Origin of the sequence: Ohtaekwangia koreensis (genome assembly GCF_900167975.1) — a bacterium.
GTDB lineage: Bacteria > Bacteroidota > Bacteroidia > Cytophagales > Cyclobacteriaceae > Ohtaekwangia > Ohtaekwangia koreensis.
Genome location: NZ_FUZU01000002.1, coordinates 474,888 through 491,278, shown reverse-complemented (window position 1 = coordinate 491,278; position 16,391 = coordinate 474,888). Strand labels below are relative to the sequence as shown.

At 40.0% G+C, this 16,391-nt stretch carries 17 protein-coding genes; 13 read left to right on the top strand and 4 right to left on the bottom strand.

The window, feature by feature from the left end; genetic code table 11:
• Positions 1–57: 57 nt before the first annotated feature.
• Positions 58–429: a YraN family protein gene (locus tag B5Y40_RS15080; RefSeq protein ID WP_079688448.1), complete on the bottom strand. Its 372-nt coding sequence runs from the start codon at positions 427–429 to the stop codon at positions 58–60.
• Positions 430–521: 92 nt separating this feature from the next.
• On the opposite strand from B5Y40_RS15080, the gene B5Y40_RS15075 reads away from it, so the two are divergent.
• The 7 genes from B5Y40_RS15075 to B5Y40_RS15045 are packed head-to-tail and all read left to right on the top strand — an operon-like array spanning position 522 to position 5,337.
• Entirely contained in the window at positions 522–1,529 is a 1,008-nt protein-coding gene (locus B5Y40_RS15075) for a bifunctional phosphoglucose/phosphomannose isomerase (protein WP_079687624.1), read from the top strand.
• A 54-nt stretch (positions 1,530–1,583) separates the two neighbouring features.
• Positions 1,584–1,775, top strand: a complete 192-nt coding sequence (locus B5Y40_RS15070; RefSeq protein ID WP_079687623.1) for a hypothetical protein — start codon at positions 1,584–1,586, stop codon at positions 1,773–1,775.
• A gap of 24 nt (positions 1,776–1,799) precedes the next feature.
• A complete protein-coding gene (locus B5Y40_RS15065; protein ID WP_079687622.1) occupies positions 1,800–2,597 on the top strand; it encodes a hypothetical protein in 798 nt (265 codons plus the stop codon).
• Positions 2,578–3,294 carry a lipoyl(octanoyl) transferase LipB gene (gene lipB, locus B5Y40_RS15060; RefSeq protein ID WP_079687621.1) on the top strand — a complete coding sequence of 239 codons (717 nt, stop codon included), beginning with the start codon at positions 2,578–2,580 and terminating at the stop codon, positions 3,292–3,294. The genes B5Y40_RS15065 and lipB overlap by 20 nt, the downstream gene beginning before the upstream one ends.
• A complete protein-coding gene (locus tag B5Y40_RS15055; RefSeq protein WP_079687620.1) occupies positions 3,291–3,695 on the top strand; it encodes a hypothetical protein in 405 nt (134 codons plus the stop codon). The genes lipB and B5Y40_RS15055 overlap by 4 nt, the downstream gene beginning before the upstream one ends.
• A 24-nt stretch (positions 3,696–3,719) precedes the next feature.
• Positions 3,720–4,610, top strand: a complete 891-nt coding sequence (locus B5Y40_RS15050) for a DUF4349 domain-containing protein (protein WP_079687619.1) — start codon at positions 3,720–3,722, stop codon at positions 4,608–4,610.
• Between the two features lie 10 nt (positions 4,611–4,620).
• On the top strand, positions 4,621–5,337 hold the full coding sequence (locus B5Y40_RS15045) for a 3'-5' exonuclease (protein ID WP_079687618.1): 717 nt from the start codon (positions 4,621–4,623) through the stop codon (positions 5,335–5,337).
• 11 nt (positions 5,338–5,348) lie between these two features.
• Here the strand turns inward: B5Y40_RS15045 and B5Y40_RS15040 are convergent, their stop codons facing one another.
• Positions 5,349–6,035, bottom strand: a complete 687-nt coding sequence (locus B5Y40_RS15040) for a metallophosphoesterase (protein ID WP_079687617.1) — start codon at positions 6,033–6,035, stop codon at positions 5,349–5,351.
• Between the two features lie 96 nt (positions 6,036–6,131).
• On the opposite strand from B5Y40_RS15040, the gene B5Y40_RS15035 reads away from it, so the two are divergent.
• The 5 genes from B5Y40_RS15035 to B5Y40_RS15015 all read left to right on the top strand — a co-directional run bounded on the left by B5Y40_RS15035 (position 6,132) and on the right by B5Y40_RS15015 (position 14,599).
• Positions 6,132–7,118 carry an AAA family ATPase gene (locus tag B5Y40_RS15035; protein WP_079687616.1) on the top strand — a complete coding sequence of 329 codons (987 nt, stop codon included), beginning with the start codon at positions 6,132–6,134 and terminating at the stop codon, positions 7,116–7,118.
• A gap of 397 nt (positions 7,119–7,515) precedes the next feature.
• The gene (locus B5Y40_RS15030; protein WP_221408953.1) at positions 7,516–10,272 is read left to right on the top strand and encodes a TonB-dependent receptor; all 2,757 of its coding nucleotides are present in this window, start codon (positions 7,516–7,518) and stop codon (positions 10,270–10,272) included.
• A gap of 144 nt (positions 10,273–10,416) precedes the next feature.
• On the top strand, positions 10,417–11,619 hold the full coding sequence (locus B5Y40_RS15025; protein ID WP_079687614.1) for a hypothetical protein: 1,203 nt from the start codon (positions 10,417–10,419) through the stop codon (positions 11,617–11,619).
• Positions 11,620–11,895: 276 nt separating this feature from the next.
• Positions 11,896–13,032 (top strand): hypothetical protein, encoded by a 1,137-nt coding sequence (locus tag B5Y40_RS15020; protein WP_079687613.1) that lies wholly within the window; start codon positions 11,896–11,898, stop codon positions 13,030–13,032.
• A gap of 655 nt (positions 13,033–13,687) precedes the next feature.
• Positions 13,688–14,599, top strand: coding sequence for a TIGR01777 family oxidoreductase (locus tag B5Y40_RS15015; RefSeq protein WP_079687612.1), 912 nt, complete (start codon positions 13,688–13,690; stop codon positions 14,597–14,599).
• A gap of 29 nt (positions 14,600–14,628) precedes the next feature.
• Here the strand turns inward: B5Y40_RS15015 and B5Y40_RS15010 are convergent, their stop codons facing one another.
• Both B5Y40_RS15010 and B5Y40_RS15005 read right to left on the bottom strand, forming a co-directional pair.
• Positions 14,629–15,024 (bottom strand): OsmC family protein, encoded by a 396-nt coding sequence (locus B5Y40_RS15010; protein ID WP_079687611.1) that lies wholly within the window; start codon positions 15,022–15,024, stop codon positions 14,629–14,631.
• A complete protein-coding gene (locus tag B5Y40_RS15005) occupies positions 15,024–15,599 on the bottom strand; it encodes a nitroreductase family protein (RefSeq protein WP_159453708.1) in 576 nt (191 codons plus the stop codon). Before B5Y40_RS15005 ends, B5Y40_RS15010 begins: the two co-directional genes overlap by 1 nt.
• Positions 15,600–15,860: 261 nt before the next feature.
• On the opposite strand from B5Y40_RS15005, the gene B5Y40_RS15000 reads away from it, so the two are divergent.
• Complete coding sequence (locus B5Y40_RS15000; protein WP_079687609.1) at positions 15,861–16,364, top strand: DUF1905 domain-containing protein; 504 nt, start codon at positions 15,861–15,863, stop codon at positions 16,362–16,364.
• Positions 16,365–16,391: the final 27 nt, after the last annotated feature.

Here is a 16,391-nt window from a genome sequence, read left to right as displayed (position 1 = left end):
GATAAAAATTCATTCAAGTAAGCATTTGGTGCTGCCGATGAGCCCTTAAGAATATAGTCAATTAATAGCATCCTCAAAAATTTCGATAACAGGTTCTCCCCCCAGCTTCACAGACACTATATCAAACCGAATATGCCCTTGCCAGTCTGTGGCGTAGATATACTCTTCGGCAGCCTCATACATCTTGTTTACTTTCCGGGCATCAACAAATTCTTCGGGCTCGCCAAAATCTGTAGAGCTTCTGGCCTTCACTTCAACGAAGATTAACCAATCATCACGCCGGATAATCAAATCGATCTCAGCATGCTTGAACCGGTAATTGCGCATAACAATTTCAAAACCCTTCTTCATTAGAAAATTGGCCGCGAGCTGCTCACCTTTTTTCCCAATAGTAATTTTGTCCACAACGTGATCGTATTTCGTTAACATCCTTTCGCCCATTATCAGCGAAGCACTTTTTATGAAGCCCCTATCGCAGTAACTTTAGATATATCGTATCTTTGAAAACGAAATTACGAACTATGTCTACTACAAAAAAATACATTGATGGCTTCACCCGCCAGTTGTCAGATGCTTTGAAGATCGGCCAGTCCCTTGACCTCGATCGCCCCGGCAGTGATATACGCAATGTCGTTATTGCAGGTATGGGTTCATCCGGTATAGGAGCAAACCTCGTAGAGTCGCTTACTTTCGGCCGCATCCCTATTCCGATCACAGTTTGCAAAACCTATAACATTCCACAGTTTGTTAGTCCGCATACATTATTTATAGCCTGCTCCTATAGCGGCAACGCAGAAGAAACTGTTTCAGCCCTGCATAAAGCTCTGCTGAAGCGTGCACAGGTTATAGCCATTGCGTCAGGCGGCAAGTTGCTGGATATCTGTCGTGAATACAATCTTCAATATATACAGCTTCCTTCTGGTTCCGAAAGTCCACGAGCGATGCTTTCCTATACCATGATCGCACTGCTATATGTGCTATATCATACCAATCTGATTGGTGCGGCTTTCATAAAAGAAACAGAAAATGCCATTGAGTTTTTGGATCGCGGGGAAAAAGGAATTCAATCCGAGGCTGAGCTGATCGCTAAAAAGCTGAAGGGAAAACTTCCTGTCATCTATTGCGATAACCGGCTTTACGCCATGGCACTGAGATTTCAGCAACAGCTGAACGAAAACGCCAAGCAACTGGCACACACCAATACCTTTCCTGAAATAAACCATAACGAAATTGCAGGGTGGTGCTACCCTGAGGCGCTGATGCCAATGTTGCAGGCGGTATACCTATATTCCGACCATGATCATGAACGTGTAGAAAAGCGGATGGAAATCAGCCGCGATCTGTTTGAGAAGAACTCGAAACCTGTGATTGACATTATAGGCGAAGGCGCATCACTCCTGGAGCAATACTATTATCTTATACACCTTACCGACTGGATCTCCTATTACCTGGCGAAGGAGAACGGTGTGGAACCAGAAGCAAATGATTCTATACTATACCTTCGTACTGAATTAGATAAACAAAAGTAGAACTTGTTTTCAGGTTGTTTCGTTGTAACTTTAACAAACCAATATGGTAACGCTATGAAAGCACCAATCAGTAAGCGAACACGGAAGATCCTCGATAATCCGCAGTTAGCAAAACAGCTTATGTTAGCCATCATTGCGGATCGTCTCGTGGAGCGTTCCATGATTTCAGAAGATGAACGGCCCACTATTAAAGTTGACGGGGAAGAATTAAAACTCGTCAGGCTTAAAGCGTTTGATAAAAAATAGGAAAACTCTTTCGGAGGATTATGCATGAATCTGATTCTTGGTTCAATTTTTCTTTTTATCCTCATCATTCCAGGCCTTGCTTTCCGATACTCGTATTTACACGGAACCTATAGCAAACAGTCTTTTAAGATCTCCGCTGTCGATGAAATTTTCTGGGCCATTCTTCCGGCACTTTTCTTTCAGCTCGCTGGCATTGTCATCATCGAACACCTTACGGCTTATCAGATCAAGTTAGAATTGATCTATCAGATCATCACAGAGTCTAGTGGTGCTATCGACTTCGAGATTATTCGTAAAAGCATTTTTTCTTTCTTGCTATATCTGATCAGCATGATCGCCACATCGGTCGCGTTAGGATTGTTGACGCGATATATAGTACGTCTGTTCAGATTCGATTTGAAGTATCCCTTTCTCCGACTCAACAATGAATGGTACTATTTATTCAGTGGCGAGATATTGGATTTGGAAAAACCGGGCGAATCCAAAAATATTGATCTTATTCAAGTAGATGTTTTAATGCAAACAGGCGAAGGCCCGTTGGTATATAGCGGAACACTTGAAGATTATTTTCTTTCAAAAGACAACGGCCTTGACAGAATATATCTGTCGCAAGTGTACCGAAGAAAAATGCAGGATGACCTTACACGAAACGAAAGAAACGTAGGCTACCTTGAGCGTTACATGGACGAACGTTATTATTCCATGCCGGGCGATCTGTTTGTGATTATGTATAGCGAGATTCTGAATCTGAATATTACCTATCACGTATGGTCGAATATACTTGAAGATGAAGTGAACACGAATGAACAGTCTGCCGAATAGAAAAGTAAAGTTTATAGATCTTGATCTAAAGGATTATCAGGAAGCATGGGACTACCAGGTTTCATTGTTCGAAAAGACCATTGCCATAAAAACCGGAAACAGAAACCTCCCGGCAGATCAGCAAAAAATCACCGACAATTATCTACTCTTCTGTGAGCATCCTCACGTGTTTACGTTGGGGAAAAGTGGAGATGAAAAAAATCTCATCATCTCGAAAGAAGAATTGAATGCCGTGCATGCCACGTATCATCATATAAATCGTGGAGGCGATATAACGTATCACGGGCCGGGACAAATTGTTGGATATCCTATACTCGATCTTGAAAATTTCTTCACAGACATTCATAAGTACATGCGCTTGATGGAGGAATCTGTTATTCAAACGCTGAAGGAATATAAAATAGAAGCCGGAAGAATTTCAGGACTTACCGGTGTATGGATCGATTTTGAAAATGAAAAGAAGGCACGCAAAATCTGCGCGCTTGGTGTGAAAACCAGTCGCTGGGTAACGATGCACGGTTTTGCTTTTAACATTAATCCAGACTTACGATATTTCGCTTACATCGTACCGTGTGGTATTCAGGATAAAGCGGTGACTTCGCTGGAAAAGGAGCTTGGTAGAAAAGTCGATATCCGTGAAGCAGAGGAAATCCTGAAGGAAAAGTTTCGCGAACAGTTTGATATGGAGTGGCTATGATGAAGGACATTGAAAAACCAGAAGTAAAGAATGTGACCCTTGCGGTTGCACGTAAGAGAGATATAGGGCTACAGGATGAATGGAAAGTATATCTCATCAACAATAATGATTTTCCGATCGAGAATACATTGGTAGCAAGTAAAGGATATGGCGAGAAAGACGGAGAGCAACAACGTACATCTATTCTTCGCCATTACCTCGATACGATTGCCGAGAACAGTGCAGTATTAATTGAACCGATCGACCCGTCTGTTTTTCATCTCAACAACGAGTACTGGGTGAGCTACTATATAGGCAGGCAGATTTTTGATAAGCGTTTTGTATTTGTACCCGACACGATCCGTGAAGAGAACATAACGTTTATAAAGGAACTGGAGATGGAGGGCGTATTGCATTCTTAAGCTGAAGTATCAACATCTCTATACATGAAAATCATTTTCAAGAAGCGCGTGCTTCGTACAATTTCAGTTTTACTGATCGGCTTCGTAGTACTATTCCTGTTTCGTTTTATATATGGATATTCCACGGGCCTGTCGGAAGTACGAGAGGAAAATTTTTCCGATTTTTTCTCGAGTCTGGAGGAGGTAAAGCGAAACTACGCCAGCGATAAATACAGATTTAAGGTTGAATCAAGTGGACAGTCCAATCAGGGCCAGGCACAGGAATTTGATGTTAACCAGAAATACGAGAAGACTGCGACTATAAAATCGAAGTCGTCAAAGTTTGATGATGACGAGAAAAAATTGCGCGATCATATAAAAAGCGAAAATGGTATAATTCAATATGAAGAGAACTCCGGCCAACGCGGCAGCAGATCGCTTCATTTGTTGATTGGTATACCTCCTGCAAAGTTTGATTCATCGTATGCAGATCTTTTAAAGATTGGCACTATACGCTCCAAGGAGATTACAAAAATCGATAAGACAAATGAATTCAAAAATCTGAATGCGAAGAAAGCTTCGCTTGAGATTACGCGTCAATCATTGTTAGAGATAAAGAAACAAAGCGGAAGGATTGAAGAGTATATTAATCTTCAGAATCGTATTCTTGAAATTGAACAAGAGCTTCAAGGCCTGGGAGTTTTGCTTGGAGACTTCGATGCAGAGAATGAATTCTGTACGATCCGGTTTTCGTTGCACGAAGGAAGGGATATAAAAGTAAGTACACTACATCGGATAAAGGTAGCCTTTGAGTGGAGTGTACAATACTATCTTTTGTTTGTGGCGATTGCTGCTACAGCAAGTATATTTGCTTTCTTTTTCCTGTTGATTATCGATAAGCTGATCCCGGGAATAATAACCAAGATCAATCAGTAATACCCGTTGTATGAATTCAGAGTTGCGCGACATTTTATTTTTGGACATTGAAACCGTTTCACATACGGATGATTTTAATTCTCTGGATGAACGACTGAAATCGTTATGGGCACGTAAGGCGAGTCATCTGAGAAGAGACACAACGCAGACAGACGAACAGATATACCATGATCGCGCTGCTATATTTGCTGAGTTCGGTAAGATTATATGCATCTGTGTCGGTAAGTTCTATGAAGGAGAAAACGGAGCGCTTACACTCCGCACAAAGGCATACTATGGTGACGATGAAAAAGCGTTGCTGACAGAATTCAAGTGCATGCTTGAGAAACTAAATGCATCTACAGAAAAACTTTGCGCTCACAATGGAAAGGAATTCGACTTTCCATACTTGTGCCGCAGAATGCTGGTGAATGGAATTCAGTTGCCCGCTATACTAAACATCTCTGGAAGGAAACCTTGGGAAGTTCAGCACTATGATACTATGGAGCTATGGAAGTTTGGTGACTATAAACACTTCACTTCACTGGATTTGTTAGCAGCGATCTTCGATATCCCTTCCAGTAAAAATGGAATTGATGGAAGTAAAGTCAACCATGTATACTATGTAGAGAAGGATCTTGCTAAAATCAAAGACTACTGTCTTCGTGATGTGGAAGTGCTTGCCCAACTATTTTTGAAGCTTCGTGGCATTTCATTGGAAGAAGCGCTCATTATACAATCTTCTTGAACGTAACACAATTAACTTTTACTTCTGCCTTGTACTCCCGGATATAAGGATAGTACCGGATCGCTGGTGAATACTTCTTTCGTTTCTATATTCATCATCGATAATACACCAGACCAACCCGCACCAGTATCCATCATCCACACCTCGCACGAATGAATAGGCTTTGAAAACGGAATCGGTGTATGACCTATATAGATTTCATCAAAGGTCGTGAGCTTTCCATCCATTTCTTTCAGGTATATCTCCATGGCCGTGCGTGCAAGGGTTCTGTCCCATAGAAAAATATCAGGACCTTGCTGCTCAAGAGGTCGTTGTATATCAATGCCCGCATGCACGAATAATTTATTGTCAGATAAAAAATAAGGTAGCGCCCGGTTTAGAAACTGTAAATGAGCTGCAGGTATTTTATCCTGATAGGATTGTATAGTAGCTTCTCCTCCCTGCCTGAACCACACTTTCTCAACATAACCCGTCTCCATCCATTGCTGAGTCCAGTAGTCATGATTACCGAAAATGTAGGTCAGGTTTTTAATCCGCAGTAGCTCGTCAATACAAGATTTGGTTTCCGGCCAGCCATCACACACGTCTCCCAGACTGATGAGATGATCGCTCTCAAAATCGAAGTTGGCTCTATCCAAACACTGACGTAACGCGCGGTACGCTCCATGAATGTCTCCAATGACAAAAGTTCTTGACATTCCCTTTAAATCTTAATTAAGTAATCCATCAAGTTTTCGGCCTTACTTTTTCAATAATTACGCTATTTTTGACAGGTTTAAAATTAAATACTGTGTATGGAATCCGTAGCCGTTGAAAAGCACGAAGAACACAAGGAAAAAATTAAAGAAGTCTATGCCGAAGTAGGCAAGGTAGTCGTTGGTCAACAATATATGGTGAACCGATTGATGATTGGTCTCTTCACCAATGGACATATATTGTTGGAGGGTGTACCCGGTCTTGCCAAAACATTAACCGTAAGTACGCTCGCCCAGGTTCTCCATCTCGACTTCCAACGTATTCAGTTTACTCCCGATCTTCTTCCTGCAGATCTTGTCGGTACAATGATCTATAATCAGAAGGAAGGAAAGTTTGAAGTAAAGCAAGGTCCTATCTTCGCGAACATAATCCTTGCTGACGAGATCAACCGTTCTCCAGCTAAAGTTCAATCGGCTTTATTGGAAGCGATGCAAGAGAAGCAAGTAACGATCGGCGAAACAACCTTCAAGCTTGACAGACCTTTTCTGGTATTGGCTACTCAAAACCCCGTTGACCAGGAAGGTACTTATCCACTACCGGAAGCGCAGGTCGATCGTTTTATGATGAAGGTATATGTTGATTATCCAACCAAAGATCAGGAGATAGAGATCATGCGGAGGATTTCAAACATGCAATTCAACTATAAAGTAACGACTATGCTTACGAAGGAAGAGATATTCTCCATTCGTGATCAGGTAAACCGTGTTAAGATTTCTGAGTCGCTTGAGCGCTATATTATAGAACTGGTATATGCTACACGCAAGCCACTAGACTATAAATTAAACGAACAAGCTCAATATATACAGTTTGGTGCATCGCCACGTGCCAGTATAAATCTGAACCTGGCTGCTAAAGCTGTAGCGTATCTGGAAGGCCGCGACTATGTATTACCAGAAGATATAAAAGAAGTAGCGTTGGATGTAATGAGTCACCGTATACTATTAAACTATGAAGCCGAAGCAGACAATGTTAAACCTTCCGACATCATTAAGGTAATTCTCAACAAAGTGCCAATCAATAAATAATATAGATGTAGCTCTTCTGTAGTGAGCTATCCCACAAATTCTTAAAACGGTACAAGATCTTTCTTGTACCGTTTTCATTTTTAAGCCGGGCACGCATTTTCACTCTGGCATTCTGCTTCCAACTCTTCGGTCTTAAGCTTTAGCCTATATTATTTTGTTTACTTCGAATAAACTTTAATAATCTTTTATTACCCCCGCGTTATCTGCTTTAAAAAATCTTGTAATAATTGTTAAGTCAGAATAATCGAAAGCGTTGATAGTCATAGTATATAGCTATTGCTGTTGCAGTATTATTTAAACAGCCGTTAGCTTTCCATGATCTACTTAACAATTTCGTAACACAGACGTGCGAGTGAGGTAATATTAGAGAATGACCTTTGTAGCAAATAATTTACTCATGCATTCTAAATTTATCTTGACAGTATTATTTGCTTCGATGGCTTATTTCTCTTTTGGTCAGAAAGGTATTATTTCTGGTCATGTTAAAGAAAAGCTTTCTGGTGAAGATGCAATCGGTGCTAATGTTGTGATTGATGGAACATCTATCGGTTCAACTACAGATATTAGTGGTAACTTTTCTTTCACCGTTGATGCCGGTACGTATCGATTGACCACAACCTACATAGGCTTTCAGAAATTAACTGTAGACAGTTTGATTGTAAAAGCCGGTGAAGAAGTTAAAATTGAATTGCAACTTGATTCTGAAGATAAACAACTTCAGGAGGTAGTAATTACAGGAACGGCAGACAAAACATCAGAATCCTTTTTATTAGTAGAGAGAAAAAATGCAGTTGAGTTTATTCAAAATATAGGTGCAATTGAGCTCTCAAGGAAAGGTGTTTCAAACGCAGAAGCTGCGGTTACGCAAGTAACAGGAGTAAGTAAGCAGGAAGGCGTGAAGAACGTATTTGTTCGTGGTTTGGGTGATCGGTATAACTCTACGTCGTTAAATAACCTTCCATTACCTTCAGAAGATCCTGAGTATAAAAACATAACGCTGGATTTCTTTTCGTCTGACATTATCAATAGCATCGATGTTAATAAGACATTTGGTGCTAATATTTTTGGTGACGTAACTGGAGCCAACGTCAACATCATTTCCAAAAAGCTATTTGAGGATAAAGAGTTTAAAGTTAGTGCTTCTCTTGGGGTAAACTCACAAACCGTTTCACAAGATTTTTATAGAGCTGATGGAACTAACTTTTTGGGTACAACCAATCGGAATGTGCCAATCTCCAACCTCAGAGACTATTCATTTGATCACTCTTTTCAGCCGAGTAAAGTATCAGGTCCGTTGACTAATTTGAATCTATCTTTATCAGGAGGTAAAACTTTCTCTGTTGGGCAAAACACTATAAGAACATTTTTGGTGGCGGCAATGGGTAACGACTACCTCTTTAAAAAAGGACAGGTTCGTCAGGTATCGCCAACAGGAGGTATACGTCAGGATTTTAATTATAGCAAGTCGGACTATAATGCATCACAGATTGCACTTGCAAGTGTGGCGTATGAATTCGGTGAGGGAAACAGCATCTACTATAACGCTATATATATACACGATAACAAGCAGTCTGTGGGTAATTATGAAGGTTTCACTGTTAATGGTAATGATGACATAACTGATCCGAACGCCTATAAGAGTTTTGTAAGAAGACAACAGCAGAATAATAACAGCTTGCTGGTGAATCAGCTTATCTCTGCAATCAATTTATCTCAAAATCTCAAGCTGGATGTAGGTGGCTCATTTAATGTTGCTCATGGCGATGAACCCGATAGAAGATCAAGTTTTTATGTATTCGATGGTGATGGATATCGCGTCAACACGAACTCTCCGGCATTTAATCACAGATTTTATTCTTCATTGAAGGAAAATGATATAGCTGCCAATGCAAGCCTTACCTATAAATTTGATGAGGAATCTAATAACAAAATTACCATCGGTTATAACCTCCGCAATACTAGCCGCGATTTTGAAGCAACTCAATTTAACTTTGATTTCCCGACAGCGGTATCAGTATCTGTAAATGATCCAGATGCTTTATTTAATCAACAGTCAATTGATAATGGGACTTTTGAAATGGAAACAGGACGTGGCACTGGCTCAAAAGCACTTAACCCCTTTACATATACAGGTGACAGAACGATTCACGCAGCGATAGCGAATGTTGTGTTTGATGTTACTTCGCGATTAACTGTAAATGTTGGTGCTCGGTATGAAAAAATTCGTCAAGAAGTAGGTTGGGATACTAATCTCGATGAAAGAAATCCGAATATCCGTAATGATAATACGGAAGTCAGAGAGCCATCTTATTTTCTCCCCAGCTTAAATATAAAGTATAGTATATCTGATGATAACATTGTTAGGCTGGCCTCAAGCAAAAGCTACACGATGCCTCAATTTAAAGAGGTGGCTCCATTCTATTATGAAGATGTTAACGTCTCAAGTTTCGGTAATCCAAAATTGTTGCCAGCAGAGAATTTTAATGTGGACTTGCGCTATGAGCACTACTTTGCAAACAAAGAGTTGATCGCTGTTACAGTCTTCTATAAGAAAATTGAAAATGCAATCAATAGAGTTCAAGTTGCTTCTGCGGCAAACGAATTATCTTATGTTAATACAGGGAACGCAGATGCTGCGGGGGTTGAGCTAGAAGTTAGAAAAGGACTGTATAGTACTATTAATAAAAACGATAAGAATACTTCTTTAGATGTGGGACTAAATGTTTCGTATCTCTACTCTAAACAAGATTTAAAGGATGTGTCTACAGATGATTTAGCATTCCAGCCTACAAATAAAACATCTGCATTAGAAGGGGCTAGCCCATGGCTCGTAAACTCTGATGTTACATTCAATACTCAAGGCCAAAAAGGTAGAAGTTTGACAACGGCTCTTGTATTTAATTTTTTCAGTGACAGAATATACTCTATAGGAGCACCTGTTGGCAATCAACACATCTATGAAAACGGTATACCAAGACTAGATTTTATATCAAAACTAGGACTGAGTGAGAAACTTTCCTTGAGCTTGAATGTTCGAAATATACTGAACCCGAATTATCGTCTGACAAAGAAAATTGATTCAGGCGCTAATGAAATAATCAGTGATTATAGAAAGGGAATAACAACCTCTCTCGGTTTTACTTATAAGTTTTAAAGATAGCTATTCTAGCAGAGATCGCTCTCTTAATAATTTGATAACAATGCTTTACGGCATAGTTAATATCTGAGTCTGATCTTTGAGGCCAATTTCAAGTGAACATTAGTACTATAAAAAACTTTAAACTAAACTCTTTTAAAAATGAAAATGCTTAAGAATTTTCTGAGCTACCTCTTGATGATCTCAGCAGTTTTAGCTTTCTCTAGCTGCTCTGATGATGACGATGATGACACGACACAAACCGCTGATGGTATAATTGCAAGTCAAGATGATGTAGATTTAGTAGTTGATAAACTCCAAGGCGAAATCACAGGTGATATCACTCTTGCCGCGAGCAAAAGCTGGATCTTAACAGGTCCGCTTGTAGTAAGTGCCGGAGGTAAATTAACCATTGAAGCAGGAACAACTATCAAAGCTACTGCAGGTGGAACAAACGTTTATATTGCCGTTGAAAAGGATGCAGAAATTCAGGCTGTAGGTACAGCATCAGCTCCGATAAAAATTACGTCAAGTGCTTCTTCTCCTGAAGCTGGAGACTGGGGTGGTTTGCTATTAATGGGTAATGCGACAATCACTGGCGGTCAATCTGCAGTAACAGAAGTTGTTGACTTTATTTATGGTGGTAGTGATGATGCAGATGATTCTGGAAATATAGATTACCTGATTTTGGAATACACCGGTGCGCGTATCAATGGTGAAAAAGAATTTAATGGTCTTACTCTTTACGGAGTAGGCTCAGGAACTTCAATCAGCAACGTTGCTGTATTCTATGGTGATGATGATGCCTTCGAATGGTTTGGTGGAACTGTAAACATATCCAACGCGCTTGCTATTAATGCAAAGGACGATATGTTTGATTGGACGCAAGGCTGGAAAGGTACTGCTACTAACCTTTATGGAAAACGTGAACTTGGTTTTGATGCAGTAACAGCGGATCCACGCGGTCTTGAAGGTGACGGTAACCTTGATGGATTGACTCCTTCATTGACTCCACAGTCAAATCCGACTATAACTAACCTTACAATTGTAAATAACTCTACAGCTGCTGATGGTATGGTTGATGTTGTTAAAATCAGAAGAGGAAGTTCAGCGACTGTTACAAATGCTAATATAATATTCTCTGCTAACACTCCTGCTCCTGGCGATTTCGTAGACCTTACAGATTCTGCTGGCGATGCAGCTGGTACAACTTCAGTTAACATTTCTGGTACAGGTGCTAACCTTAATACAGGCGATAATAAACCAGGTGCTAACAATGGAACAATTACGATTCCTGCAAATGCAAATACAGGTGTAGCTAATCCAGGTACTTTATTCTCTTGGACTGGATATACAGCGTTTTAATAAACCCTTAAGCTCTCAGAGCAAGCCACTTCCTACACTATAGGAAGTGGCTTTTTTGTTATCAATAAATGCTCTGATGTTTATTTGATTTAAAGGGTAATGTATATTTAGGTATATAATTTATTGAAAATAGACTATATATATACTAGTTATAGATCTAGGTCAGGGAATATTTATTATTCAAATGATTGATTCATAAAATACCAGATGTAGAGTAGAATACTTCTTCTAATTACATAACTTTGTTGTTCAATTACCTTAAACTACCCACCTGTTATGATAAAGAAGGTTGTAAGTATCTTTTTAGTTATCATAGTTGTTTCCTATAGTGTTGATGCACAACCTACAACCGGTTTTGCTTTTCAGGACATTATCAAGCCTTCGGCGAACGCAGCGAATTTTCCGCGATATGGAAATACAACAGTCGATTACTCTCGGGGTATAGTTCAGCAAAAAATCGAATTACTATCTTTAAGTGAGGGGCCTCTCAAGCATACCGTTAGCCTTATGTATAATCAGAATGGGATAAAAGTTGAAGACGCGCCTTCTTGGGTAGGATCATCTTGGTTTTTGAACGCGGGAGGTGTGATTATCCGTGAAACCAGAGGAACTGAAGATGAGAGGTATATCTATGGAAATATTAAATCTAAATCCTTTCCTAAGTTTGATTTTAACCCTTCTACATGGAGCAATGTAACCAATACTTTTCGACTTGATAAAGCGGTGTATGATGAAGATGAGAAAAACTGGGCCTGTGGAACAGACACTAGCCCGGACAAGTTTATATTTAATTTCAGTGGTTATCAGGGTTATTTCTTTATAAACAAAGATGGATTTCCTGTATCCGATAAGTTTAAGATCAAATATACTGAGACTAGAAGAACTGAGGAAAGTGTTTATACTGATATTACAAGTTGGGAAGCTATAGGAAAAGATGGAACAATATATCTTTTCGAACAACCGGAAAAATCATCAAGTGTTTATGGTGGTAACACATGGAGATGTCGTGGAGGAAACTCTGCCCTGATTAATACAGCTTGGTACTTGACAAAAATAATCTCTGCTGATGGGAAGAATAGAATAGAGTTTGAGTATGATTTAACTTACAAAGGAAATAAGTCAATCCGTAATTCTAAGAATGAGTACTATCAGATTATTTCTAATTGCGGTGAGGAGGAACGATCTTACCAAGCTGTTTATGCGGACCTATATGCAGAATCTATTTTTCTGAGTAAGATAAAGACATCAGAACTTACTGTATCCTTTTACACATCTGCAACTAATGTAAAGGCCGTTAAGCGTAGGCTGGATAAAATTGAGATTAAGTCATCAGATGAAGCTATTCCTTCAAATAAGAAACAAATTGAATTTCTATATAAGGATTGTTCACCGGCCAGTGCGACAGAGTCCTGATCGAGTTTGTTTTTTTCTATTCGCTTGAGAAGCGTCTCGTTTTCGAGTTTGTTATTCTCGAGTGCTTTTTCAAGTTGAATTTTCTCCCGCTTATTATCTTCTACCTTGGTGAGCAACGTTTTGTTTTCATTCGCTAGTCGCTGCTTTTGTTTCTCCACCGCCTGGTAGGCGCGATTGGTTTCATCGATCTGAACTTGAATTTTATCACGATAGTACTTTATGCCAAAATCAGCTATCAACTTCTCTAAGGCTGCATGTACATTGCTGGCATCTGTCGTCCCTTGGCCGGAGGACTTCGATCCAATCCACGCCGTGGCATTTTTGCCAGTCTCTTTTACAGTTGCGTATATACTGAAAGTATACGTACTGCCATTGATAGCGAGTTCGTTAATTGTTAGAATACCTTCACTTTGTTTTACTTTTCCATAAAGTTTTAGAAATTTGGTGAAGGCACTGTGTACTTCGTTCACCGTTCCTTCAAGCTCAACCTCATATCCTTCTGCACTGTCGCCTGTAATTCGCGTATTTTCTTTTTTTACTTTTACAGTTTGCGCTGACATTGTTAGCACACTCGAAGTGAACAGTACTATCCATGTAAACTTTTTTATAAAATGCATGTTACTGGTTTAATATAGGGCATCAAAACTAAATAAAATTGAGTTCGAAAAATATATTGATCACAGGTGCTTCCGGTTTGATCGGAACCCGACTTACAGAGTTGCTATACCAACAGGGCAATCATGTTGCTCACCTGAGTCGTAATCACCGGCAGGGTAAAGCGAAGACTTTTTTGTGGGATATAAATAAAAAGCAAATTGACCCACATGCTTTCGAAGGCACAAACACCATCGTGCATTTGGCAGGTGCTGGTATAGCTGACAAGCCGTGGACCGAAGAGCGTAAGTGGGAGATCCTGAAGAGTCGTACACAATCCACACAATTGCTATATGAAGAATTGAGAAAGAGAAAACATACCGTAACAAGTTTTATATCCGCTTCTGCGATTGGATACTATGGCTTTGATGATAACGAAAAGAAATTTAAGGAGAACGATGAGCCGGGAACAGATTTCCTGGCGAATGTAGTGCGTCAATGGGAAGCAGAGGTTGATCGGATCAGTGAGCTTGGAATTCGTGTCGTGAAGATCAGGATAGGTATAGTATTGAGTGAGAAGGGAGGAGCTTTAAAAGAGATGGTTAAGCCGATCAAGTTTTGGGTTGGTGCACCACTGGGTACGGGAGATCAGTATATAAGCTGGATTCACCTTGACGATCTTGCTGCAATGTTTCTAAAAGCTGTGGAGGATGAAAAGATGCAAGGTGCTTACAACGGCACAGGACCATACGCTGTCACAAACCGTGACCTGACAAAAGCTATAGCCAAGCAAATCAATAGACCCGTAGTCTTGCCGGCAGTTCCGAGCTTTGTTTTGAAAACATTATTGGGTGAAATGGCTGACCTTGTATTGAAAGGTAGTAACGTTTCGTCACAGAAAATTGAAGATGCAGGATTCAAATTTCAATATGAAAAACTGGAGAGTGCACTCGCAGATTTACTCAAAAAGTAATTATATATACTTAATTATACATATATACTTCATGTGATCAGGGTTTGTACTTCGATCGGGTTCGTCAATACTTTATGTATAGGGCATGCATTGGCAATTTGTAGTAGGCGTTTGCGCTGATGTTCATCTATACTCCCTGATATTTCTAAGACACGATGAAATATTGTTTTTCCTCCGACCTGTTCGGTTGATATCGTAACCTGTATTTGCTCGACACCCCACCCCTTTCGGTCAGCATACATACGCAATGTTATAGCTGTGCATGATGCGAGCGACATCCTGAGAAAATCAAAAGGCTGAGGGCCTATATCTTTACCTCCATCTTTCACAGGCTCATCCGCCATCACTATATGCGAAGGTGTCTCAAGCCTGGTAGCATACGCATCCCTGCCGATCGTAGCTACTACTGTCTTTTCCGGAACCATCAAAATGTTTTATTCATAACAAACTCCTGCTGTAAGAACCGCTCGCGTGGAGCAAGCTCTCTCTGTTTTAATTTTTCCGGAAGATTTGTAGGGTCTCCCGGATATCCAACCCCTATAAATACACCGATCTCATATATATCCGGGATCTTGAGATTTTCAATTGCTTTTATGTGACTGAAGCCGGCCATCTGTCGTACTTGTAAACCCATCTCAACGGCCTGCAGTGACAGGAATGAGTTTGCTCCTCCTAAGTCGTACATGGCATGTGCGTTCGCGCTGCCATAGTGTGTAAATGTCTTTCGCGCCAGACTTAAAATAAGAAGCGGTGCATCCTTTACCCAGATCCTGTTACTTTCATTAAGACACTCAAACATTTTATGCCAGAGCTCTTGATCGTGCGTAGCATATAGATATACCCAAGGCTGCTCGTTGCTGCTTGATGGTGCCCAGCGTGTGGCTTCGAACAACGAATTTATTTTGTCCGCTGTTATAGGTTCGCTTGAGAACGCTCTTACACTTCTTCTGTTTTTAATCAAATCTAAAATCGGATGTTCGATACTGGATGATTTTTCCATCGTCAACATTGATATTATTTTTTCAAAGTACGCATTCTTGATTACAAGAAACAATGGGGCGGAGATGCGTTAGGTTCATGCTGGTGTATTCATACAAAAGGGGACATAATAAACTACAGATTCATTCAAGATTCCTATCCGCTGTCATAAAACTTCTAGCAATTATTACACTCGACAAAGCCAGATTTACAACAATTATTGTTGATACAAACATTCCGTCATTTATAAAATATTTGTAAACTCGTTAAAGCAAACGGCACCATGATCCGCTATACCACCACTATATTAAAGTTTAATAAGAAAGGCGAAAAATCGGGCTGGACCTATATTGAGATAAGCGAGAGCCAGGCACAAAAACTCAAACCTAATACAAAAATATCTTTCCGGGTGAAGGGGACACTCGACCAATTTGTTTTTGAGAAGGTTGCACTTTTGCCGATGGGTGATGGCACGTTTATAATGCCGGTGAATGCCGCTATGCGTAAATCTCTTGGCAAGAAAGAAGGCGATAAAATAAAAGTAGTAATGGAGATAGACGAGCGAAAGCTTGCGCTATCGGCAGACTTGATGAAATGTTTAAAGGAAGAGCCGGATTCATTGGCATACTTTAAGTCGTTGCCTATGTCGCATCAGAATTACTATAGCAAGTGGATTGACAGTGCAAAGACGACTGCTACTAAATCAAAACGAATTGTGATGGCATTAACCGCCTTTAGCAAAAAACAAGGGTTCTCTGAGATGATTCGTGAGAATAAGAATTTGTGATAACTATATAAAGAAAGAGAATTCACG